The organism is Aeromonas sp. ANP5 (assembly GCF_963870295.1).
Lineage (GTDB): Bacteria > Pseudomonadota > Gammaproteobacteria > Enterobacterales > Aeromonadaceae > Aeromonas > Aeromonas veronii.
In genome coordinates this window covers 23,966-45,603 of sequence record NZ_CAWMRY010000003.1, presented here as the reverse complement: position 1 = coordinate 45,603, position 21,638 = coordinate 23,966, and the positions used below count along the sequence as shown (strand labels likewise).

Genomic DNA, 21,638 nt, shown 5'->3' with positions numbered 1-21,638 from the left:
TTTGCCGTGGTGGTGGAATTGGTAGACACGCTATCTTGAGGGGGTAGTGCTCTAGGGTGTGCGGGTTCGAGTCCCGCCCACGGCACCAATTAAGTAGTGAGCTCGGGAAACCGAGTGTATTATAGCCAGTCAGTCTTGTATCGAGAGAGTGAAGCGGCTATAATCTCGCACGATTTCGGACGCGGGGTGGAGCAGCATGGTAGCTCGTCGGGCTCATAACCCGAAGGTCGTCGGTTCAAATCCGGCCCCCGCAACCAAATTTCACGCATTTCCTACGCTCAGGAAGGCGGTCGCTGCGAGGCGACAATCAGGGTAAAGCGCCAAGCCCCGATTTGACATCGGGGCTTTTTGTTATGTGCAATTTACTCTGAATCGATATCTATCTGGGCTTTATGCCCTTTTTTTGTTTTTCGGAGGGTGACTTTGGCTACGTTGGAACAACGTTTGACCGATCTGCTCGAGGCTCCGGTCGTTGCCTTGGGTTTTGAACTTTGGGGTATTGAGTTTATCCGTGCGGGTAAACACTCCACCTTGCGTGTCTATATCGACGGCGAGCAGGGTGTGACTGTCGAGAACTGTGCTGAGGTCAGCCATCAGGTTGGCGCCATCATGGACGTCGAAGATCCCATCACCGAGGAGTATTACCTCGAGGTATCCTCCCCCGGCCTGGATCGTCCCCTGTTCAAGGTTGCCCATTTCGAAAAATACGTTGGCCAAGAGGCGGCGGTAACGCTTCGGATGGCAACAAACAACCGCCGCAAGTTCAAAGGCGTAATCAAAGCTGTGCAAGGCGACATGATCACCCTGACAGTAGATGGTAAGGACGACGTGTTGGCTTTCACCAATATCCAAAAAGCGAACATAGTGCCGAACTTTGGTTAACGAGGCTATCGGATATGAATAAAGAGATTTTGCTGGTCGTTGACGCAGTATCCAACGAGAAAGCGGTACCCCGCGAAAAGATCTTCCAGGCTCTGGAAACCGCGCTGGCGACTGCGACCAAGAAGAAATATGAAGGCGAGATTGAAGTTCGGGTCGAAATCGATCGCAAGACCGGTGACTACGACACTTATCGCCGCTGGGTAGTCATTGCGGATCAAGCCGCGATGGAGAACCCCTATGCTGAAATCACCCTGGAAGCGGCGCAGATCGATCAGCCGGAAATCCAGATCGGTGAGTATGTTGAAGACCAGATCGACTCTGTAACCTTCGACCGCATCACTACCCAGACCGCCAAGCAGGTTATCGTGCAGAAAGTGCGCGAAGCCGAGCGTTCACAAGTAGTTGATCAGTTTAAAGATAAAGAAGGCACCATCATCAGTGGTGTGGTCAAGAAGAGTAACCGCGACAACGTCATCCTGGATCTGGGCAGCAATGCTGAAGCCGTGATCTTCCGTGATGACATGCTGCCGCGTGAAACCTTCCGCCCGGGCGACCGTGTCCGTGGCCTGCTCTATGCAGTGCGTCCGGAAGCCCGTGGTTCCCAGCTGTTTGTCAGCCGTTCCAGCCCGGACTTCCTGAAAGAGCTGTTCCGTATCGAAGTACCGGAGATCGGTGAAGAGATGATCGAAATCATGGGCGCTGCCCGTGATCCGGGTTCCCGCGCCAAGATCGCGGTGAAGACCAACGATCGTCGTATCGACCCGATTGGTGCCTGTATCGGCATGCGCGGTGCCCGTGTGCAAGCTGTCTCCGCCGAGCTGAGCGGTGAGCGTGCAGACATCGTGCTGTACGATGACAACCCGGCCCAGTACGTGATCAATGCCATGGCACCTGCCGATGTGGCTTCCATCATCGTTGATGAAGACAACCACACCATGGATATCGCCGTGGAAGCTGCCAACCTGGCTCAGGCCATCGGTCGCAATGGTCAGAACGTGCGTCTGGCCTCCCAGCTGACCGGTTGGGAGCTGAACGTGATGACCGTTGAGGACATGCGTGCCAAGCACCAGGCCGAAAACGACCGCATCATGAACCTGTTCACCAGCACCCTGGACATCGACGACGATTTCGCCGGTCTGCTGATGGAAGAGGGCTTCTCTACCCTGGAAGAGATCGCCTTTGTACCGGTCAACGAGCTGCTGGCTATCGACGGTCTGGATGAAGACATGGTCGAAGAGCTGCGCAAGCGCGCCAAAGATGCCCTGACTACCAAGGCACTGGCCAAAGAAGAGTCTTTCGATGGCGTTGAGCCGTCCGAAGAGCTGCTCAATCTGAACGGTCTGAGCCGCGAACTGGCTTACGCTCTGGCGGGCCGTGGCGTGGGTACCCTGGAAGATTTGGCTGAGCAAGGTATCGATGACCTTGCTGATATTGAAGGGCTGACTGCCGAGAAGGCAGGTGAGCTCATTATGGCTGCTCGCAATATCTGTTGGTTCGGAGAAGAGCAGTCCGAGTAAGATCAAACGGAGGAAAATGAATGGCAGAAGTATCAGTCAAACAACTTGCCACTGACATCGACACACCGGTTGATCGTCTTCTCCAGCAGTTTGTCGATGCCGGTATCAGCAAGAGCAAGGCCGACGACATGGTCAGCGAGTCTGAGAAACAGGCTCTGCTGGCACACCTGAAGAAACAGCATGGAGGTGACGAGGTCGCCGCTCCTGCCCGCATGACCTTGCAGCGCAAGACCAAGAGCACCATCAGTGTTCAGGGGACTGGCGGCAAGAACAAGGAAGTGCAGGTAGAAGTGCGCAAGTCTCGCACCTATGTAAGACGCTCGGCGCTGGAAGATGAACAGCGTCAGGCGGAAGCCGAGGAAACAGCGCGTTTGGAAGCAGAAGAAAAAGCTCGTCGCGAGGCCGAAGAGAAGGCTCGCCTCGAAGCTGAAGAGAAGGCTCGCCGTGAGGCTGAGCAAGCTCGTCGTGAAGCTGAGGAAAAGGCGCGGATCGAGGCACAATCAAAGGCTCGACAGGCTTCACAGCCCGCCAAAGCAGCCAGTAGCACAGCTCAGCAAGAGGCAGAAAAGATGGCCAAGCGCGAAGCAGAAGAACTGAAGCGCCAACAGGAACAAACAGCTTTGAAAAAAGCTGAAGAACTCGCCGCGAAGAAAGCCGAAGAGGCTCGTCTCATGGCGGAACAGAACGCAGCCCGCTGGGCTGAAGAAGAGGCCGCTCGCGCCAAAGAGAGCAGCGACTACCATCTGACCACCAACAAGCATGCGCAAGCCGCAGAAGACGAGTTGGATCGGAAAGAAGAGACCAGCCGCCGCACTGCCGCAGCTGCCAAGGCACCGAAGAAAGCCGGTCGTCGTGAAGATGATCGCGACTCTCGCAACCCGCGTGCCCGCAAAGGCAAGCGCGGCAAGGTTGCCATGCCGAACGCCATGAAGCACGGTTTCAACAAGCCGGCTGCCGTGGTGAACCGTGACGTCGTCATCGGCGAGACCATCACTGTAGCCGAGCTGGCCAACAAGATGGCCGTCAAGGGCGTTGAAGTCATCAAGGTGATGATGAAGATGGGTGCCATGGCCACCATCAACCAGGTGATCGACCAGGAGACCGCTCAGCTGGTCGCCGAGGAGATGGGTCACAAGGTTGTGCTGCGTCGTGAGAACGAGCTGGAAGAGGCGGTACTGTCCGATCGTGACGAGACCTCCGAAGCCAAGCCGCGCGCACCGGTCGTTACCATCATGGGTCACGTTGACCATGGTAAGACCTCACTGCTCGACTACATTCGTAAAGCCAAGGTTGCTGCTGGCGAAGCCGGTGGTATTACCCAGCATATCGGTGCTTACCACGTCCAGACTGACAGTGGCATGATCACCTTCCTGGATACTCCGGGTCACGCGGCGTTTACCTCCATGCGTGCTCGTGGTGCCAAGGCGACCGATATCGTTGTTCTGGTTGTTGCAGCTGACGACGGCGTGATGCCGCAAACCATCGAAGCTATCCAGCACGCCAAGGCTGCCGGTGTGCCGCTGGTTGTTGCGGTCAACAAGATCGACAAGCCTGAAGCGGATCCGGATCGCGTCAAGACCGAACTGGCCCGTTACAACGTCATGTCCGAAGATTGGGGTGGAGACTGCCAGTTCGTGCACGTGTCCGCCAAGTCTGGCGAAGGCATCGATGACCTGCTGGAAGCCATCCTGATCCAGGCTGAAGTACTGGAGCTGAAAGCGGTGGTTGACGGCATGGCCAACGGCGTCGTGATCGAATCCTTCCTGGATAAAGGTCGTGGTCCGGTTGCTACCGTACTGGTACAAGAAGGTACTCTGCGTCAGGGCGACATCGTTCTGTGTGGTCTCGAGTACGGCCGTGTTCGCGCCATGCGTGACGAACTGGGTCGCGAGATCAAGGAAGCGGGTCCGTCCCTGCCGGTGGAAATTCTGGGTCTGTCCGGCGTTCCCTCTGCCGGTGACGAAGCCACCGTTGTCCGTGACGAGAAGAAAGCCCGTGAAGTGGCGCTCTATCGTCAGGGCAAGTTCCGCGAAGTCAAGCTGGCTCGCCAGCAGAAGGCCAAGCTGGAAAACATGTTCGCCAACATGACCGAGGGCGAAGTGTCCGAAGTGAACGTGGTGATCAAGGCCGACGTACAAGGTTCTGTGGAAGCGATCTGCGATGCGCTGGTCAAACTCTCCACCGACGAAGTGAAGGTGAAGATCGTGGGTTCCGGCGTAGGTGGTATCACCGAAACCGACGCGACCCTGGCTGCTGCTTCCAGCGCCATCTTGGTTGGTTTCAACGTCCGTGCCGACGCATCTGCGCGCAAGGTCATCGAATCCGAGAGTCTGGATCTGCGTTACTACTCCGTCATCTATGACCTGATCGACGAAGTGAAGCAGGCCATGAGCGGCAAGCTGGCCCCTGAGTATCGTCAGGAGATCATCGGTCTGGCTGAAGTGCGTAGCGTCTTCAAGTCTCCGAAGTTCGGCGCCGTTGCCGGCTGTATGGTTACCGAAGGTGTGGTCAAGCGTTCCAACCGTATCCGCGTTCTGCGTGACAACGTGGTTATCTATGAAGGCGAGCTGGAATCCCTGCGCCGCTTCAAGGATGACGTCAACGAAGTTCGCAACGGCTACGAGTGTGGTATCGCGGTCAAAAACTACAACGACGTACGCGAAGGCGACCAGATCGAAGTTTACGAGACTGTTGAAATCCAACGGACTCTGTAAGCCGAGAGTTAGACAAAATAGGGGGCCGCGGCCCCCTTTTATCGCAGGATAGAATATGGCCAGAGAATTCAGCCGGACCCGTCGGGTCGGACAGCAGATCCAGCGTGAAATCGCGCTGATCCTGCAGCGCGAGGTGAAAGACCCGCGCATCGGCATGGTGACCGTTTCCGATGTGGAAGTGTCCCGTGACCTCAACTATGCCAAGATTTACGTCACCTTCTTGCAGCTGGAAAATGATGCCGAGCGCATCAAGGAAGGCTTGCAGGGTCTGACCGAAGCAGCCGGATATATCCGTAGTCTGCTGGGCAGTGCCATGCGTCTGCGCGTGGTGCCCGAGCTGCGTTTCTACTACGACCAGACCCTGGTCGAGGGGATGCGTCTCTCCAACCTGGTGACCAACACTGTGCGTGAAGACAAGCGTCGCATGGCCGAATCCGGCCGTGACGAAGAAGCTGAATCCGCACCGGATGACACGACTGAGGATAAAGCCTGAGATGACCCGAAGACGTCGTTTCAAGGGCCGTGATGTGCACGGCATTCTGCTGCTGGACAAGCCGACCGGCCTGACCTCCAACGATGTGCTGCAGAAGGTCAAGCGCATCTACAATGCCGCCAAGGCCGGTCACACCGGCGCACTGGATCCGCTGGCGACCGGCATGCTGCCGATCTGCCTCGGCGAGGCCACCAAGTTCTCCCAGTATCTGCTGGAAGCGGACAAACGCTATGAGGTGACCGCCAAACTGGGCGAGCGCACCAACACCAGCGACTCCGACGGTGAGGTGGTCTCCACCCGTCCGGTGAACGTGGCTGTCGGTACCCTGATCGAGGCGCTGGACCAGTTCCGCGGCCCCATCATGCAGGTGCCATCCATGTACTCCGCGCTCAAGCACAACGGCCGTCCGCTCTACGAATATGCCCGCGAAGGCATCGAGATCGAGCGAGAAGCCCGTCCCATCACCGTATTCGAGCTCAAACTGCTGAGCTTCGAAGGTGATGAAGTGCGCCTTGAAGTGCACTGCAGCAAAGGCACCTACATCCGCTCTCTGGTGGATGATCTGGGTGAAGTGCTGGGCTGTGGTGCCCACGTGACCCAGTTGCGTCGTACCCAGGTGGCCAGTTATCCGTACGAGCGGATGCTGACCCTGGAGCAACTCGAGTGCATCTTCGAGCAGGCCAAGGCCGAGAGCATCCCGCCGCGCGAGCAGCTGGATCCGCTGTTGCTGCCGATGGACACCGCCGTGGCAAGCTTGCCCGAGGTGAACATGCTGGCTGTTGTGGCTGCCTATGTGAATCAGGGCCAGGCCGTGCAGGTGGCAGGTGCGCCGCAAAGCGGTCAGGTTCGCATGACGGTCGGCCCGGAGCGCGAGTTCATCGGGGTTGGCGAGATTGATGATGATGGCCGCGTCGCTCCCAAGCGACTGGTGCGTTATCACGACGAGGAGTGATCCTCAGGCGGTATCAGCGCGTCTTTCCCGTTTCGCCTCTTTATCGTTGCGAAAAGGGGCGGGGACGATTATGATACCGCCCTCATTTCACGGCTGAATTAGAGATTGGCTGTGAACCTTTAAACACTCTACTGGAGTATTACCATGTCTCTAAATGCTGAGATCAAAGCTCAAATCGTTGCTGACAACGCTCGTTGCGCCAACGACACCGGTTCCCCCGAAGTGCAAGTTGCCCTGCTGACTGCCCAGATCAACCATCTGCAAGGTCACTTCAAAGAGCACTCCAAGGACCACCACGGTCGTCGCGGTCTGCTGCGCATGGTTTCCCAGCGTCGTAAGCTGCTGGACTACCTGAAGCGTAAAGATTCCGAGCGTTATGCTGCTCTGATCGCCAAGCTGGGTCTGCGTCGTTAATCGACCATCAGATTTCGCGAAAAAGGGGAACCGTCAGGTTCCCCTTTTTTATTGCTCTTCAAGCCGTTGCCTGCCTCACAGAATTCGCGTCGCCGCTTACCTTTTGCATCGAATCAAGTATACTTGTGCGCGAATTTAAAGAGCCAAATTGTAAAAAGGAAATTCACGTGAATCCTATTGTAAAGTCATTCCAGTACGGTCAACACACCGTCACTCTGGAAACCGGTGTGATGGCCCGTCAAGCCACTGCGGCCGTTATGGTCAGCATGGACGATACCTGCGTATTTGTGACCGTAGTCGGCAAGAAAGAGGCCGATCACGGCCGTGATTTCTTCCCGCTGACCGTCAACTACCAGGAGCGTACCTATGCTGCTGGTCGTATCCCGGGTGGTTTCTTCCGTCGTGAAGGCCGTCCGAGCGAAGGCGAGACCCTCATCTCCCGTCTGATCGACCGTCCTATTCGTCCGCTGTTCCCGGAAGGCTTCCTCAATGAGGTTCAGGTCGTTGCGACCGTAATGTCCGTGAATCCGGCCGTATCCCCCGACATCGTTGCCATGATCGGTGCCTCTGCTGCACTGGCCATCTCCGGTATCCCGTTTGGCGGCCCGATCGGTGCTGCTCGCGTGGGTTACATGAACGGTCAGTATGTGCTGAACCCGACCACCACCGAACTGCCGCAGAGCGATCTGGATCTGGTGGTTGCCGGTACTGCCAACGCGGTACTGATGGTTGAGTCCGAAGCGGCCATCCTTTCCGAAGAGGTAATGCTGGGTGCCGTGGTATACGGTCACGAGCAGATGCAGACCGTGATCAATGCGATCAACGAGTTTGCCGCTGCCGTCGGCACCAAGCCGTGGGACTGGACTCCGCCTGCCGTCAACGAAGCTCTGAAAGCCAAGGTTGCCGAGCTGGCGAGCGCCGAACTGGGTGAAGCCTACCGCATCACCGAGAAGGCAGTTCGTTACGAAACCATCGCGGCCATCAAGGGTCGTGTGGTTGAGCAAGTTATCGCTTCCGGCGTGGAAGAAGATGCCAAGAAGATCGGCGAAGAGTTCCATAGCCTGGAAAGCCGCATCGTTCGTGGTCGCGTAGTACGTGGTGAGCCGCGTATCGATGGTCGCGATCCGGAAATGATCCGCGCCCTGAGCGTAGGTACCGGTATTCTGCCCCGTGCCCACGGTTCTGCCCTGTTCACCCGTGGTGAAACTCAGGCTATCGTGGTCGCCACTCTGGGTACCGAGCGTGACGCCCAGAACATCGACGAGCTGACCGGCAACCGTGCCGATCGCTTCATGCTGCACTACAACTTCCCGCCATACTGCGTCGGTGAGACTGGCATGATGGGGAGCCCGAAGCGTCGTGAAATCGGTCACGGCCGTCTGGCCAAGCGCGGCGTTGCTGCCGTGATGCCGAGCGCCGCCGAGTTCCCGTACGTGGTGCGCGTGGTCTCTGAAATTACCGAATCCAACGGCTCCTCCTCCATGGCGTCTGTCTGTGGTTCCTCTCTGGCGCTGATGGATGCCGGTGTGCCGATCAAGGCCTCCGTTGCCGGTATCGCCATGGGTCTGGTGAAGGAAGAAGAAGGTTTCGTCGTGCTGTCTGACATCTTGGGTGACGAAGATCACCTGGGCGACATGGACTTCAAAGTAGCCGGTACCACCGAAGGTGTGACCGCGCTGCAGATGGACATCAAGATCGAAGGCATCACCAAAGAGATCATGGAGATTGCGCTGAAGCAAGCTCGTGGCGCTCGTCTGCACATCCTGAAAGTGATGGACGAAGCTATCCAGGCTCCCCGTGCCCAGATCTCCGATTTCGCACCGCGTATCCACACCATCAAGATCAATCCTGAGAAGATCAAGGACGTGATCGGTAAGGGTGGTTCCGTGATCCGTGCGCTGACCGAAGAGACCGGCACCAACATCGAGCTGGATGATGACGGTACTGTACGTATCTCCGCCGTGGCCAACGAAGCCGCCATGGAAGCGATCCGTCGCATCGAGGCTATCACCGCCGAGATCGAAGTGAACCGCATCTATGAAGGTAAAGTTGTTCGTCTGGCCGATTTCGGTGCATTCGTCAACATTCTGCCAGGCAAAGATGGTCTGGTACACATCTCCCAGATCACCGACGCTCGCGTGCAGAACGTGGCTGACCACCTGACCATCGGTGACGTGGTCAAGGTGAAGGTACTGGAAGTGGACCGTCAGGGCCGTGTACGTCTCTCCATCAAGGAAGCGAACGCCCCGACCGAAGCAGCTGCACCTGCTGCTGACGCCGCTCCGGCCGCTGAAGAAGCGCCTGCTGCAGAGTAATCTGCTCGCCTGATACCGGATTGGTTCCGGTTGATGTAAAAAGTCCGGCTCCCCTTGGGGAGCCGGACTTTTTTATGGGCAAAACGCGCGATAAGGGATTACTTGCCGAGGATGGCGTACTGCATCTCTTGCAAGGGGAGCACATGGCGGGCTGCTCCCAGCTTGATCGCCTCTTTGGGCATGCCGAAGACCACGCAGGAGGCCTCATCCTGGGCATAGGTGTTGGCACCTGCATCCAGCATCTCGCGCAATCCCCGGGCACCGTCATCCCCCATGCCGGTCATGATGATGCCGGTGGCATTCTTGCCGGCATATTTGGCGACGGAGCGAAACAGCACATCCACCGAAGGGCGATGGCGGTTGATAAGCGGCCCGTCGACCACCTCGACGTGATAGTAGGCACCGCTGCGTTTGAGCAGCATATGCTTGCCTCCGGGGGCAATCAGCGCCAGCCCCGGGATCACCCGGTCATTATTCCTCGCCTCCCGCACTTCTATCTGGCAGACCCCGTTCAGGCGTTCTGCAAACATGGCGGTAAATTTCTCCGGCATGTGCTGCACGATGACAATGCCGGGGCTGACCCGGGGCAAGGCAGTCAGCACGGCTTCCAGCGCCTGGGTGCCGCCGGTCGAGGTGCCGATGGCGATGAGGCGCTCGGTGGTTTGTGCCATGGCGTGCTGGTTGGGCGCCAGCATGGCATCTGCGTTGAGCTTGGTGCTGACTGGTACAGAGGAGGGCTTGCCCACGCGCTTGAGGTTGGCTTGGGCCGCGGCACGTACCGCCATGGCCAGGTCGTGGGCAGATTCTTGCAGAAAGCTTTTTATCCCCATGGTCGGCTTGGTGATGATGTCCACCGCACCGGCAGCCATTGCCTGCAGGGTGGTCTCGGCCCCCTTTTCGGTGAGGGAGGAGCAGATCACCACCGGGGTGGGGTGCTCTGCCATGATCTTGGTGAGAAAGGTGATGCCATCCATCCGGGGCATCTCCACATCGAGCACGATGACATCAGGCCACTCTTTCTTCAGTTTTTCCTGGGCAAACAGGGGATCCGATGCTGTGGCGATCACCCGGATATCAGGCTCCTGCTCCAACACCGCTTGCAATACCTGTCTGACCACGGCGGAATCATCCACCAGCATGACCCGGATCTGCTTCATTCTCGCGACTCCCGTTGATGTGGCAGACGATGATGGCGGAGCCAGACACTGCCGTTGCTGAGCTCAAAGAGCAAGCTTCGGTGGCCGCTATGGCCAAGATGATGAGCCTTGATATCAAGGCCAAGGTGTCGGGTCAGCTGCCAGGCTGCCTGAATATTTTTGGCGGCGACATTGTTGTCGCTCTGTGCGTATTGAGGCTCGGTAAACATGTTGCCACCCCCGAACAACTTGGCCTCATATTCATGGATAGGGGCGGGATAGTGACTGGCCGCTTGCAGCAGCAAGGCGAGGGCCTCATCGGCATAGCGCCCATCCAGCTTGGTTGAGGGATTGCGCCGACTTGGCAGCATGTAGTGACACATTCCTCCCTGTTTCTGCTCCGGATGCCACAAGGTGATGGCAATACAGGAGCCCAGTACGGTTCTGACCACCACATCCTCCTTGCCAAAAAAGAGCTCTCCCGGTTGCAGGATCACCTCCCGAGTCATGACTTATCTCTTCTGATAGATGGAAGGCGAGACAAGCTGCAGGCCGTGGTGCAGGCCATGCAGGCTCTCGGCGTGGCTCACCAGCAGGTAGCCACCGGGTTTGAGTCTGGGTACCAGCCGCTGCAATACTTGCCCTTTGGTCTCCTTGTTGAAGTAGATCATCACGTTTCTGATGAAGATGACGTCAAACATGCCGATTTCCGGCAGATCCTGATTGAGGTTGATCTGCATGAACTGCACCTTGTCCCGCAACTTGCGATCGATGATGAAGATGCCCTCCTGCAGGCCCACACCCTTGAGGCAATATTTCATCAAAAAGGGCAGTGGAATATTTTGCGCCCGCTCGATGGGGTAGCGACCGCTCATCGCCTGTTCCAGCACCCGGGACGAGATATCGGAGGCCAGGATCTCCCAGTTGAAGGTGCTGCGTTTTTCCGCGAGGGTCATGGCCAGACTGTAGGGCTCCTCGCCGGATGAGCTGGCAGCGCTCCAGACCCGCAGTGGTTGCTCGGGCGGGAGCGCTGAGACTATCTCCCGCGTCAGAAACTCGAAGTGTTTGGGCTCCCTGAAAAAGTAGGTTTCGTTGGTGGTCAGCAGATCGAGCGCCAACTGCAGTTCGCTGCTGCGATCGTTCATGATGAGCTGGAAGTAGTCGTCATAACTATCGAGCTCATAGTGGCAGAGGCGTTTCGCCAGGCGGCTGGCTACCAGCGCCTTCTTGGCTGGAGACAGCTCTATCCCCGCCGTTTGATGAAGCCAGCGTTGGAAACGGGAGAACTCATCATCATGCAGCTGGGTTTGATACAAAAAACAGTCCCTCTACCTGTGTGGTCGGAGACGGGAGAGGCAACGCCTCTCCCGTTACTAGAACCGGACAAAATCGCCATCGCCCGTGGGGCGTTGGACTGTGGCGGCTCGTTCCCGACTGTTGGCATTGCTCTCGTTCATGAAGCGGCCTCGGGTATTGGGGTGAAGATGCGAGGTGGCTGCTTTACCTTCTTTGGCATGGGCCTCCAGGGTAAAGAACTCCATGGCCAGCTGCAGCTGTTCAGCCTGGCTGCTCATCTCTTCTGCTGTGGCAGCCAGCTCTTCGCTGCAAGAAGCGTTCTGCTGGGTAACCTGACTCAACTGGTTCATAGCCTGATTGATCTGGCTGACACCTGTGGATTGCTCAACCGAAGCGGCACTGATCTCCTGCACCAGGTCCGAGGTCTTGTTGATGGAGGGCACCATTTGATCGAGCAGGCGACCGGCTTTTTCTGCCATCTCGACACTGCTGGAGGCTAGCTCGCCAATCTCCTGTGCTGCCACCTGGCTGCGTTCGGCCAGTTTGCGCACCTCCGCCGCCACTACGGCAAAGCCTTTGCCGTGATCGCCAGCCCGCGCCGCTTCGATAGCTGCGTTTAGAGCCAATAGATTGGTCTGGTAGGCGATGTCATCGATGATGCCAATCCGTCTGGCGATCTGCTTCATGGCATCCACAGTCAGTTTGACCGCTTCTCCTCCCTCTACGGCCTCTTTGGCTGCCTTGCTGGCCATGCCATCGGTGACCTGGGCATTGTCGGTATTCTGGTTGATGCTGGCGCTCATCTGTTCGATGGAGGCGCTGGTCTCCTCCATGCTGGAGGCCTGTTCACTGCTAGATTGGCTGATCGACTGGGCGGTCGCGCTTACCTGCTCGGCGGCACTGGAGAGGTTGTCAGAGGCGCCGCGCACTTCGGTGACGATGTTGGTGAGCGAAGCGATGGTCTTGTTGAGCGCATCCTTGGTGGTGCCAAACACACCGGGGTAGTCCGCCTCAATCTGTTGGGTCAAATCACCTTTTGCCAAACATTGCACGACCCGGATTACGTCGTTGAGGGTGCTGTCGATCACTTCGGCAATCTGGTTGATCCCTTCTCCCATCGCCTGAAAGAAGCCGCTCTTGCCAGCAAGTTCCATCCTGCGGTGCAGCTCGCCATTAATCACGGCCTGCACAATGTCGGACATCTCTTTCTCTATCATTACCTCCTTGGTTCTGTCGGCCCATTCGACCACGGATCCCAACCGTTCTCCGGTATCGTTGAAGACCGGATTGGCGATCAGGGAGAAGGTGCGCCCCCCCAGCTGTATCTGGGTGCGGTAGGTGCTGTTGAGTTTGGCCAGCATGGCGCGCTGATGGCCGGGATTTTTATGAAAGCTGTCGATGTTGGCGCCCATCAGCTGATTGGCGTTGAAGCTGTAGAGCTCTTTCTTGATGTCGGTCTCAGCCTGATTGAGCATGCCGGTCACTGCCTCGTTCATATAGATAATGTCGAGGTTGGTATCGGCAATCATCACGTTGGTACTGGCGCAGTCGAGGGCTTTGCGAACCAATTGGTTCTCATGGAGCAGTACCTGGTTCTTTTTAATGTCGTTGCGGCTCTGTTCCAGCTTGTCACTGAGCAAGGTGACCACCTCGTTGATGGCATGTCCTACTTCACGCAAGGGGCTATCCATACCGGAAAGATCGAGTGGTGCTGGAACCTGCTCTGCCAAGACTGCGTGTTGCAGCTGGCCGATTGCGTCGAGTAACTGGGTCCGCTGCCTCACTTCGGTGGTATTGTCTCCGAAGAGTTTTCCTAAGAGTGATTGGGTCATGAGCGTTTCCTTATGCTGCATGTCGTGGAGTATGGAGGCCTGTTCAGGAGGGTTGCAGGTTGCCTTGTGGCAACCTTGCCTGTGGCTGGGCCAGTTCGTTGAGTTGAGCCATCTCATCGAGTGACAACACTTTCCCGGTATCGATGAGGATGACGAATTTGCCGTTGACCTTGCCCATGCCGCTGATGAAATCGGCCCGGATGCGGGCACCAAAACTGGGTGGGGGCTCGATATCTGCTTGTGGGATACCCAGTACTTCCGATACGGAATCCACCACAACGCCAATATCCTGACCTACAGGTTCATCGCCCTGCGGGGCTACCCCCTCAATAATGACGATGCAACTGCGGCGAGTGATGACCGAAGGTGCATTGCCAAAGCGGGCATTCAAGTCTACGACCGACACTACCGCTCCTCTGAGGTTGATTACGCCGCGAATAAAACCCGGCATCATCGGAACCGGAGTGATATTGCCGTATTCGATGATCTCTTTGACCCCCAGAATATTGATGGCGAACATCTCGTTGTTGATCAGAAATGTCAGGTACTGGGCATCGCCACTGCTCTCGTCAGCGGCCGCTGATGGCACCGTGATGTCGGTGGATGTATGCATGGTCGCCTCCGGTTAAAAGCGGACAAAATCCGCGTCATCAATGGAATGGGATGATGGTTGATTGGGCTGGCTGGCCCGTTGTGGGGGGGCGATGAAACTGCCTCTGGGAGGCATGCCCTTGTGGCCGGTTTCATGGGGCCTGATGTTGAGCTGCGCACTTTTCTCCAGAGCAAAAAAGGCCATGGTTTGCTGCAGTTCGCTGGCTTGCGAGCTCATCTCTTCGGCTGTGGCTGCCAGCTCCTCGCTGCTGGCAGCATTCTGCTGTGTCACCTGATTAAGCTGGTTCATGGCCAGACTAATCTGGTTGGCTGCACTGGCTTGTTCACCTGAAGCGGCATTGATCTCTTGTACCAGGTCAGAGGTCTTGCGAATGGAGGGGACGATCCTCTCCAGCAGGTTGCCAGCCCGCTCTGCCTTGCTGACACTGTCGGAGGATAGCTCGCCAATCTCCTGCGCTGCGATCTGGCTGCGCTCAGCCAGCTTTCTCACCTCGGCAGCAACCACCGCGAAGCCTTTGCCATGCTCTCCGGCGCGAGCCGCCTCGATGGCGGCGTTGAGGGCAAGCAGGTTGGTCTGGTAGGCAATGTCGTCGATGATGCTGACTTTCTTGGCGATTTGCTGCATGGCGGTCACCGTCTGTTGAACGGATTGGCCCCCTTCGGTGGCCTCCAGCACCGAGTTGCTGGCCATGCTGTCGGTGATCTTGGCGTTCTCGGTGTTCTGATTGATGCTGGCGCTCATCTGCTCAATAGAGGCGCTGGTCTCTTCAACGCTGGCTGCTTGCTCGCTGGTGGCCTGGCTCAATGCCTGCGCCGTATTGCTCACCTGATTGGAGGCATTGGTCAGGTTGTCGGCGGCGTTACGTACCTCTTCGATGATATTGGTCAGCGCAGTGATGGTCCGGTTGAGGCCGTCTTTGGTCTGGCCAAAAATACCTGGGTAGGGCTCATCGATCCGTTGGGTCAGATCCCCCTTGGAGAGCGCGGTGGCAATGCGCATCACATCTTCCAGGCTGGTATCTGTCACATGGGATAGGCGATTCAGCAGCTCGGATACCCGCTTGATATATCCTTGACGATCCTCCAGCGCAATCTTGTGGCTGAAGTCGCCCTGTTCGACAGCTGCAGTGACCAGCGTCTCGATATCCGTGATCAAGGCCCCCAGTTTCTTGACCATGTTATCCATTGCCATCAAGAGCTGACCCGCTTCATCGTTGGACTCTATCTGGATCGATACATCCAGATTGCCCTCAGCCAGACTATTGGCCACGCGTAGAGCCTGTTCGATGGGGGTGATGATGCTTTTGATCAGCAGGGTGCCAAACCAGGCTGCGAGTGCGATGCCGACCGCGATAACCACCGCCATGGTTATCAGCATCACGTCATACCAGGATTGCGCTGCGGTATATTCCGACTTGGCCACATTGAGCTGCAGGTTGACCAGCTCGGTGATTTTGTTGCCTATCGGATCGATGGAGCCATAGAGGGCACCGTCAAAATTGTTCAGCATGCCAGTAATCATGCCGTGCTGGGTGGCGAGGTATTTCTCCAGCTTGCCAATATCGGTATCGGCCGCGTTGAACAGGGTTGTCGCCTCGGCTGACAAACGCTGTTCATCTGGTGTGAGAGTGGTGGACTGGTAGTGATGCCACTCGTTTTTTATTGTCTGCTGTGCCTGTTGTATCTGCTTCAAAGCCTCTTCTGCCGGGATCAGCCCCGCATTGGCCTTGTTGAGGTTGTCGATGATCGAGACGGCATAGCTGTCGGAGATGGTCTTCAGCTGCTTGAGGGGAACTACCCTATCGTTGTAAACGCGCTGCAACCCGGTATTGCTGCTCTGCATGTTGTATAACCCGAGGCTGCCAACGGCCAGCAGCAGTAGGCAGAGCATGCAGAGCAGTACAATAAGACGCAATTTGATGGTGGAATTTTTTAACATGATGGTCCCCTCAGTTGATGCTGGATTGAGGCAGGTTGCGCGACACTGTCAACCTGTTGAGCTGACAGGATTCCTGAGTGATTGCGTGCTGGATCAGCGAAGGAATGTCGAGGATCAGGGCGACCTCTCCCCCCCCCAGAATGGTTGAACCACTGATGCCCTGCAGGCGCTGGAACAATTTCCCCAAAGGTTTGATGACGGTCTGGAATTCTCCCAGCAGTTCATCCACCACCAGTCCGGATTTTTTGCCTGCATGGCTGACCACGACAATGTTCTCGCGCCTCCCTTTGCTGCCATTGGTATCGAAGTAGTGTTGCAGGCGGATAAAGGGCAGCACCTCGCCACGCAAATTGATGTAATTGCGACCCTGGGTATCGGACAGTGCACTCTGGGTCAATTCAACGCACTCGATCACCATATCGAGGGGAATGACGTAGTGGGTGTCGCAGACTCGCACCAGGAAGCCGTCGATGATGGCAAGGGTGAGCGGCAGGCGGATCTGCACACGGGTTCCTTTTCCCGGGATGCTGTCCAGATCGACCGTGCCGCGCAGGGCAGTGATGTTGCGTTTGACGACATCCATGCCCACCCCGCGACCGGAGAGGTTGGTTATCGCCTCGGCGGTAGAGAACCCCGGCTCGAAGATCAGGTTGTATATCTCCTGATCCGTCAGCGTGGTGGTTGGGCTGATCAGACCGCGCTCGATGGCTTTTTGCTGGATCCTGGCTTTGTTGAGACCTGCACCGTCATCCCGAATTTCGATGACGATACTGTTGGAGTCGTGATAGGCATTGAGATTCAGGGTGCCACGGGGGGGTTTGCCTGCCAGCAGCCGTTGCTCTGCCGATTCGATGCCATGATCCATCGAGTTTCTGACCAGATGCATCAGCGGATCGCCGATCTTCTCTACCACCGACTTGTCCAGTTCAGTCTCGGCTCCGGAGATTACCAGAGTGATATCCTTGTTCAGTTCCTGACTGACATCGCGCACCACCCGCTGGAAGCGGTTGAAGGTATCGCCGATAGGCACCATTCGCAGGCGCAGTGCACTGTCGCGGATCTCTTCCACCAGCATGGCAATGACTGAGGTGGCTTCCTGCAGCTGGCTTTCGCGGGTGCGTTGGGCCAGCAGATTGGCTCCTGAACTGGCGACTACCAACTCCCCGACCAGATTGATCAGATCGTCCAGCTTGTCGGCATGCACCCTGACGTAACGGCCCTCTTTGCTCTTGCTCTCTTTGGTCTGATTCTGTTTTTTCAGGGCGGCATCGACAACGGCTTCGTTGACGGCACCCTGCGCAATCAGGATTTCTCCGAGTCTGGGCGCTTGTTCTGCCGGGGTCGCTTGTTGTGTCTGTAGACCGCTTGCTAACTCCTCTGCGGTCAGGGCGCCGGTGTTGACCAGCAACTGCCCCAGCATGGCGCTATCTTCCGGCAGTGACTCGATCAGGTTGATGAACTCGGCGATCTTGCTGTGGGGCGGCAAGATGGTGATCTGGCAGTCATCTCTGACAAATTCAAAGACATCGCTGATGGCTGCCTTATCTGCCTGCGAGTCGAAGTCTATCTCGTAGCCGAGGTAGCAATTCTCCGGATCGAACTGCTCCCAATCCGGTAACGCCTGATGGATGGTCTCCACCGAGCATATGGTCCCGAGGGTGCCGAGATAGCGCAGAAATGCGGCCGGATCCATGCCATTGCGCAGCACATCGGGGCCAAAACGCAGGGAGATATGCCACAGGGAGGCGGAGCTGGTAATCCCTCCCTCTTTTTCGATCTTGGGTTCCGGCGTATGTACAGTATCTGGCAGCGTGGCATGGGGGACGCACTGATGACGGGTGAGAGCGAGCCTCAGCCGTTCATCCTGGTTGGCATCGACATCGCTTAACGTGCTGCCCTGTTCTGCAACGACACTGATGAGCGTCTGGATGTGGTCGCAGCTCTCCAGCAGATCCTTGATCAGAGGAGAGGTGACGGTTAGCTGCTGATTGCGGATCTGGTCTAGCAGATCCTCGACGATATGGGTAAACCCGACGATTGGTTGCAGACCAAACAGGCCAGCTGACCCCTTGATGGTATGAGCTGCACGGAAGATGGCACCAATCAGCTCGCTATTGTCAGGGTCAGATTCCAGTGATAGAAGTGCTGATTCCATCTCTTCAAGCAACTCGCGTGCCTCGGCGATATAGGTTTGTAAAGCCTGATCAAGATCGATGCTCACGGTGACTCCTTGTCATAGTGGCTCAGGGCCGTTCGCCATGGGTGATGAGGGTGGGGTCGCCAAAAAAGGCCGAGAGCTGGCAGAGCTCCAGCAGTTCAAGCACAACATGGCTGTGCCAGACCAGTGCCAGGGAGGAGCCTTGCTGCAGAGCGGTTTTCTTCGCTGCCAGCAGCAATTGCAGCCCGGCGCTGTCTATCTCGGATACCGCTGCCAGATTCAGCTCCAGTTCGTTCCCCTGATGCAATAAGGGTGAGAGAGCATCTTTCAGCTCGCTGACTGTATAAATGGTGATCTCGTCCGGCATGGTCACCACTACCTTGTTGTCGAGTAGCTCGCTCTGTAGTTGCATGATGCGCTCCGGATCACGGCATGATGAGCTTGGCGACTGCGGCCAGCATCTGTTCGGGCTGGAAGGGTTTGACCACCCAGGCTTTGGCTCCTGCGGCTTGTCCCTCCTGCTTCTTGCTGTCCTGAGATTCGGTGGTCAGCATGATGACAGGGGTAAATTTGTAGTTGGCCAGCTTTTTGGCCTCTTTGACGAAGGTGATGCCATCCATGTTCGGCATGTTGACGTCACTGATGATCAGGTTGATCTTCTTGCCATCTAGTTTGTTGAGCGCATCTTTGCCGTCAGAGGCTTCCATGACCTCATAACCGGCGCCCTTGAGGGTCATGCCCACGACTTGGCGAATAGTTGCCGAGTCATCCACGATCAGGATCGTTTTGCCCATATCTCTCTCCTAGAAAAATGTGATGTCGGCGCTGCTTGGTTGCGCGTTGACAGAACGGGTGGTGCGACCATGGTGAATATTGCGCTGTTCGTCGGTGGCGTATGAGAGCTCCATCTCTGCCAGCCAGCGATTGGCATCGATCTGGATTGGCCCTGTCGCATTGCTGCTCTGCTCCGAAGCAACCAGATGGCTGGAGAGGCTCTCCATGTTTTGTCTGACGTGGCTGAGGATCTGGCTGACCCTGTCTTGAAATTGCAGCGAGACAATGACGCTGGAGATTTCGCGATGGATATCGGTGCTCTCGTTTTGCAGCAGGGAGGCGGATTCCGCCAGGCTGTCAGTGGCATGGCGAAAACGGGCCAGTACCTGTTCGATTGTCTGCTCCGAATTGAGCGCCGAGGCGTGATCCCGTGCGGCAGCATTTTCGGCAATCTGGAAGGCGCGGCCGATAGCAGTATTGATGGTGTCTACCTTGTCGGTCATCTTCTGGGCGGTTTCGCTGGAGAGGCGGGAGAGGTTGCGCACTTCATCCGCGACCACAGCAAAGCCACGGCCTGCTTCCCCTGCACGAGCCGCTTCAATGGCGGCGTTGAGGGCCAGCAGGTTGGTCTGGGAGGCGATTTTGGCCACATCCATGGCCATGGTGTTGAGCTCTATGGTGTAGGTGGTCAAGCTTTTTATCTCACCCAGCATGGCGTCCCGATTGGCCTGGGCGGAGTGCAGGATGGCCACTACCTCATTGAGTTGCTGCTGGCTCTCGCTCAAGACTCCTGCCATGCCACGGGAATTGGCATCACCCAGTTCTCCGGCTGCCAGATGAGAAGCATTGACTGCTTCTTCCAGCTTGTTGGCCAAGCCGCTGAAGCGTTGAGTCAGGTCAATCATCGCGGCTTCGGTTTGTTGACGAGAGCTTTCAATTTGCTGGGACCAGATGGGGAGTGCCTTCTCGCACACCTGTTCGAGCCCGATGATGGAGTGGGCGAGAGGATCGGTTGCGACGGTTTGTTCCTCTCCTGCACGATGTCGGAGTGTGTGCTGGTGGAAGTGACTCGATGTCCAGAGCGCGGCGGCAATACCAACCAGCACATTGAGCAGCAGGTAGAGAGGTGACAGCGCATCGGCGAGCTGTAGCAACAGGCAGCTCAGCAGAGCAAGCCCGATGCAGCAAATCCAGCAAACCGGTTCCCAAAGCGGTGTGTTCACGCCACTTTTGTGTTGTGCCATACGTAGCTTATCCCTGTGCAATTATTTGGTAAGAGGTAAAGGCGCAGGACCGAAACAGTCATGGTGCCCCTTGACGCTCTTTTCTTTATTTATAGTTGGCACAATAAGGTTAGCGGAAAAAAATTAATTGGCTGCAAATCGGAGTTGTTTGTATCAGCGATTGCCGTATCAAGCGGCTTGCGAGGTGGGGGGCAGAGCCAGGTGGGGATGAAAAGGAGAGAAGGAGCCTGAGGATTCAGGCTCCTGATGAGGATCAAGCCTCGTTGGCGTGAGCCTTCTGGCAACCTTCCACAGCATGGGCGATGAGCTCCAGCGCACTCTGGTCGCAGGGGGGCAGTTCTGCATCGCACGCCTTGATGGGGGTGACGCGATCTCCCCACTTGATGATGGCGGCACCCCAGGTCAGGCCGGCACCGAAAGCGGCGGTCAGCAGATAGGAGTTCGGCTTGACGCGCCCCTGCTCCAGCGCTTCACACAGGGCGATGGGCACAGTGGCGGCGGAGGTGTTGCCGTAATTTTCGATGTTGACCATCACCTTCTCCATCGGCGCATTCATCCGTTTGGTGAGGGTCTCGATGATGCGGATATTGGCCTGGTGCGGCACGATCAGATCGACCTGCTCCGGCGCAATACCGGCCTGCGCCAGCACAGTGCTGGTGGCTTCACCCATGCCGCGCACGGCGCGTTTGAAGATCTCCGGCCCTTCGAAGTTGAAGGTGAACAGACCATCGATATCGGCAAAACGCACCCGATCGGTACCGAAGTTCGGTACGTGCAGGATCTCCCGCGCTTCGCTGTCACAGCCCAGCTTGTTGGCGATCAGGCCACACTCCAGCTCACTCGCCTCGATTACCACGGCACCGGCACCATCGCCAAACAGCACGGCGGTATCGCGGCGCGCCCAATCCAGCAGGTAGGTGAGGCGTTCGGCACCAATCACCAGCACCTTCTTCATCATGCCGGTCTGCACCAGCGAGGTCGCGACGGAGAGGGAATAGACGAAACCGGTGCAGGCCGCATTGAGATCAAACACGGCGGCATTGACGGCACCGAGCTTCTTCTGCACCGCAGAGGCGGCACTTGGCAGCAGGTTGTCCGGGGTGGCGGTAGCCAGGATGATGCCATCGAGATCGCTCGCTTCCAGACCGGCGCAGGCCAGCGCGCGGCGACCGGCCAGGGTGGCGAGATCCGAGGTACTGACATGGGAGATCCGGCGGGCCTTGATGCCGGTGCGCGGATAGATCCACTCGTCTGACGTATCCATGATGGTGCTGAGGTCATCGTTGGTCAGCACGGAGGGAGGCAGGCATTTGCCCCAGCCGGTGATATTGGCGTATTTCATCTTGTTACCGCTTCTCAA

Annotated in this window: 18 protein-coding genes and 2 tRNA genes; 9 read left to right on the top strand and 11 right to left on the bottom strand. The window is 57.1% G+C overall.

From position 1 onward, the window contains the following. Positions 1-3: 3 nt before the first annotated feature. The 9 genes from AACT07_RS02650 (at position 4) to pnp (ending at position 9,287) form a co-directional block, all read left to right on the top strand. Positions 4-88, top strand: a tRNA-Leu gene (locus AACT07_RS02650). A gap of 92 nt (positions 89-180) precedes the next feature. Further along, positions 181-257, top strand: a tRNA-Met gene (locus tag AACT07_RS02645). Positions 258-423: 166 nt separating this feature from the next. Then, complete coding sequence (gene rimP / locus AACT07_RS02640; protein ID WP_005338809.1) at positions 424-882, top strand: ribosome maturation factor RimP; 459 nt, start codon at positions 424-426, stop codon at positions 880-882. A gap of 14 nt (positions 883-896) precedes the next feature. Continuing rightward, a complete protein-coding gene (gene nusA / locus AACT07_RS02635; RefSeq protein ID WP_005338808.1) occupies positions 897-2,399 on the top strand; it encodes a transcription termination factor NusA in 1,503 nt (500 codons plus the stop codon). A 20-nt stretch (positions 2,400-2,419) separates the two neighbouring features. Next, on the top strand, positions 2,420-5,113 hold the full coding sequence (infB, locus tag AACT07_RS02630; RefSeq protein WP_005338806.1) for a translation initiation factor IF-2: 2,694 nt from the start codon (positions 2,420-2,422) through the stop codon (positions 5,111-5,113). Between the two features lie 55 nt (positions 5,114-5,168). Further along, complete coding sequence (rbfA, locus tag AACT07_RS02625) at positions 5,169-5,606, top strand: 30S ribosome-binding factor RbfA (protein WP_005338799.1); 438 nt, start codon at positions 5,169-5,171, stop codon at positions 5,604-5,606. Position 5,607: 1 nt separating this feature from the next. After that, positions 5,608-6,558, top strand: a complete 951-nt coding sequence (gene truB / locus AACT07_RS02620; RefSeq protein ID WP_005338798.1) for a tRNA pseudouridine(55) synthase TruB — start codon at positions 5,608-5,610, stop codon at positions 6,556-6,558. A 144-nt stretch (positions 6,559-6,702) separates the two neighbouring features. Beyond that, the gene (gene rpsO / locus AACT07_RS02615) at positions 6,703-6,972 is read left to right on the top strand and encodes a 30S ribosomal protein S15 (RefSeq protein WP_005338797.1); all 270 of its coding nucleotides are present in this window, start codon (positions 6,703-6,705) and stop codon (positions 6,970-6,972) included. A gap of 167 nt (positions 6,973-7,139) precedes the next feature. Beyond that, positions 7,140-9,287 (top strand): polyribonucleotide nucleotidyltransferase, encoded by a 2,148-nt coding sequence (gene pnp / locus AACT07_RS02610; RefSeq protein WP_005338796.1) that lies wholly within the window; start codon positions 7,140-7,142, stop codon positions 9,285-9,287. A 98-nt stretch (positions 9,288-9,385) separates the two neighbouring features. On the opposite strand, the gene AACT07_RS02605 is transcribed toward pnp, so the two are convergent. The 11 genes from AACT07_RS02605 to AACT07_RS02555 form a co-directional block, all read right to left on the bottom strand. Then, positions 9,386-10,444, bottom strand: coding sequence for a protein-glutamate methylesterase/protein-glutamine glutaminase (locus AACT07_RS02605; protein WP_005338795.1), 1,059 nt, complete (start codon positions 10,442-10,444; stop codon positions 9,386-9,388). Beyond that, positions 10,441-10,932, bottom strand: a complete 492-nt coding sequence (gene cheD / locus AACT07_RS02600) for a chemoreceptor glutamine deamidase CheD (RefSeq protein ID WP_005349556.1) — start codon at positions 10,930-10,932, stop codon at positions 10,441-10,443. The genes AACT07_RS02605 and cheD overlap by 4 nt, the downstream gene beginning before the upstream one ends. Before the next feature lie 3 nt (positions 10,933-10,935). After that, positions 10,936-11,739: a CheR family methyltransferase gene (locus tag AACT07_RS02595; protein WP_069526509.1), complete on the bottom strand. Its 804-nt coding sequence runs from the start codon at positions 11,737-11,739 to the stop codon at positions 10,936-10,938. Positions 11,740-11,796: 57 nt separating this feature from the next. After that, the gene (locus tag AACT07_RS02590; RefSeq protein WP_069526508.1) at positions 11,797-13,551 is read right to left on the bottom strand and encodes a methyl-accepting chemotaxis protein; all 1,755 of its coding nucleotides are present in this window, start codon (positions 13,549-13,551) and stop codon (positions 11,797-11,799) included. Positions 13,552-13,594: 43 nt separating this feature from the next. Next, entirely contained in the window at positions 13,595-14,164 is a 570-nt protein-coding gene (locus tag AACT07_RS02585) for a chemotaxis protein CheW (protein WP_042080654.1), read from the bottom strand. A 12-nt stretch (positions 14,165-14,176) separates the two neighbouring features. Continuing rightward, on the bottom strand, positions 14,177-16,102 hold the full coding sequence (locus tag AACT07_RS02580; protein WP_069526507.1) for a HAMP domain-containing methyl-accepting chemotaxis protein: 1,926 nt from the start codon (positions 16,100-16,102) through the stop codon (positions 14,177-14,179). 10 nt (positions 16,103-16,112) lie between these two features. After that, positions 16,113-18,323: a chemotaxis protein CheA gene (locus AACT07_RS02575; RefSeq protein WP_069526506.1), complete on the bottom strand. Its 2,211-nt coding sequence runs from the start codon at positions 18,321-18,323 to the stop codon at positions 16,113-16,115. A gap of 22 nt (positions 18,324-18,345) precedes the next feature. After that, positions 18,346-18,672, bottom strand: coding sequence for an STAS domain-containing protein (locus AACT07_RS02570; protein ID WP_005358513.1), 327 nt, complete (start codon positions 18,670-18,672; stop codon positions 18,346-18,348). Between the two features lie 13 nt (positions 18,673-18,685). After that, positions 18,686-19,054 carry a response regulator gene (locus AACT07_RS02565; protein WP_005338778.1) on the bottom strand — a complete coding sequence of 123 codons (369 nt, stop codon included), beginning with the start codon at positions 19,052-19,054 and terminating at the stop codon, positions 18,686-18,688. Positions 19,055-19,063: 9 nt separating this feature from the next. Then, on the bottom strand, positions 19,064-20,278 hold the full coding sequence (locus AACT07_RS22375; RefSeq protein WP_021230363.1) for a methyl-accepting chemotaxis protein: 1,215 nt from the start codon (positions 20,276-20,278) through the stop codon (positions 19,064-19,066). 253 nt (positions 20,279-20,531) lie between these two features. Next, the gene (locus AACT07_RS02555) at positions 20,532-21,620 is read right to left on the bottom strand and encodes a ketoacyl-ACP synthase III (protein WP_069526505.1); all 1,089 of its coding nucleotides are present in this window, start codon (positions 21,618-21,620) and stop codon (positions 20,532-20,534) included. Between the last annotated feature and the right edge of the window lie 18 nt (positions 21,621-21,638).

Bases quoted from the DNA above. Each gene is read 5' to 3' on its own strand.
- nusA (WP_005338808.1), top strand. From the start codon at position 897: ATGAATAAAGAGATTTTGCTGGTCGTTGACGCAGTATCCAACGAGAAA.
- infB (WP_005338806.1), top strand. From the start codon at position 2,420: ATGGCAGAAGTATCAGTCAAACAACTTGCCACTGACATCGACACACCG.
- rbfA (WP_005338799.1), top strand. From the start codon at position 5,169: ATGGCCAGAGAATTCAGCCGGACCCGTCGGGTCGGACAGCAGATCCAG.
- truB (WP_005338798.1), top strand. From the start codon at position 5,608: ATGACCCGAAGACGTCGTTTCAAGGGCCGTGATGTGCACGGCATTCTG.
- rpsO (WP_005338797.1), top strand. From the start codon at position 6,703: ATGTCTCTAAATGCTGAGATCAAAGCTCAAATCGTTGCTGACAACGCT.
- AACT07_RS02605 (WP_005338795.1), bottom strand. From the start codon at position 10,444: ATGAAGCAGATCCGGGTCATGCTGGTGGATGATTCCGCCGTGGTCAGA.
- cheD (WP_005349556.1), bottom strand. From the start codon at position 10,932: ATGACTCGGGAGGTGATCCTGCAACCGGGAGAGCTCTTTTTTGGCAAG.
- AACT07_RS02590 (WP_069526508.1), bottom strand. From the start codon at position 13,551: ATGACCCAATCACTCTTAGGAAAACTCTTCGGAGACAATACCACCGAA.
- AACT07_RS02585 (WP_042080654.1), bottom strand. From the start codon at position 14,164: ATGCATACATCCACCGACATCACGGTGCCATCAGCGGCCGCTGACGAG.
- AACT07_RS02580 (WP_069526507.1), bottom strand. From the start codon at position 16,102: ATGTTAAAAAATTCCACCATCAAATTGCGTCTTATTGTACTGCTCTGC.
- AACT07_RS02570 (WP_005358513.1), bottom strand. From the start codon at position 18,672: ATGCAACTACAGAGCGAGCTACTCGACAACAAGGTAGTGGTGACCATG.
- AACT07_RS02565 (WP_005338778.1), bottom strand. From the start codon at position 19,054: ATGGGCAAAACGATCCTGATCGTGGATGACTCGGCAACTATTCGCCAA.
- AACT07_RS22375 (WP_021230363.1), bottom strand. From the start codon at position 20,278: ATGGCACAACACAAAAGTGGCGTGAACACACCGCTTTGGGAACCGGTT.
- AACT07_RS02555 (WP_069526505.1), bottom strand. From the start codon at position 21,620: ATGAAATACGCCAATATCACCGGCTGGGGCAAATGCCTGCCTCCCTCC.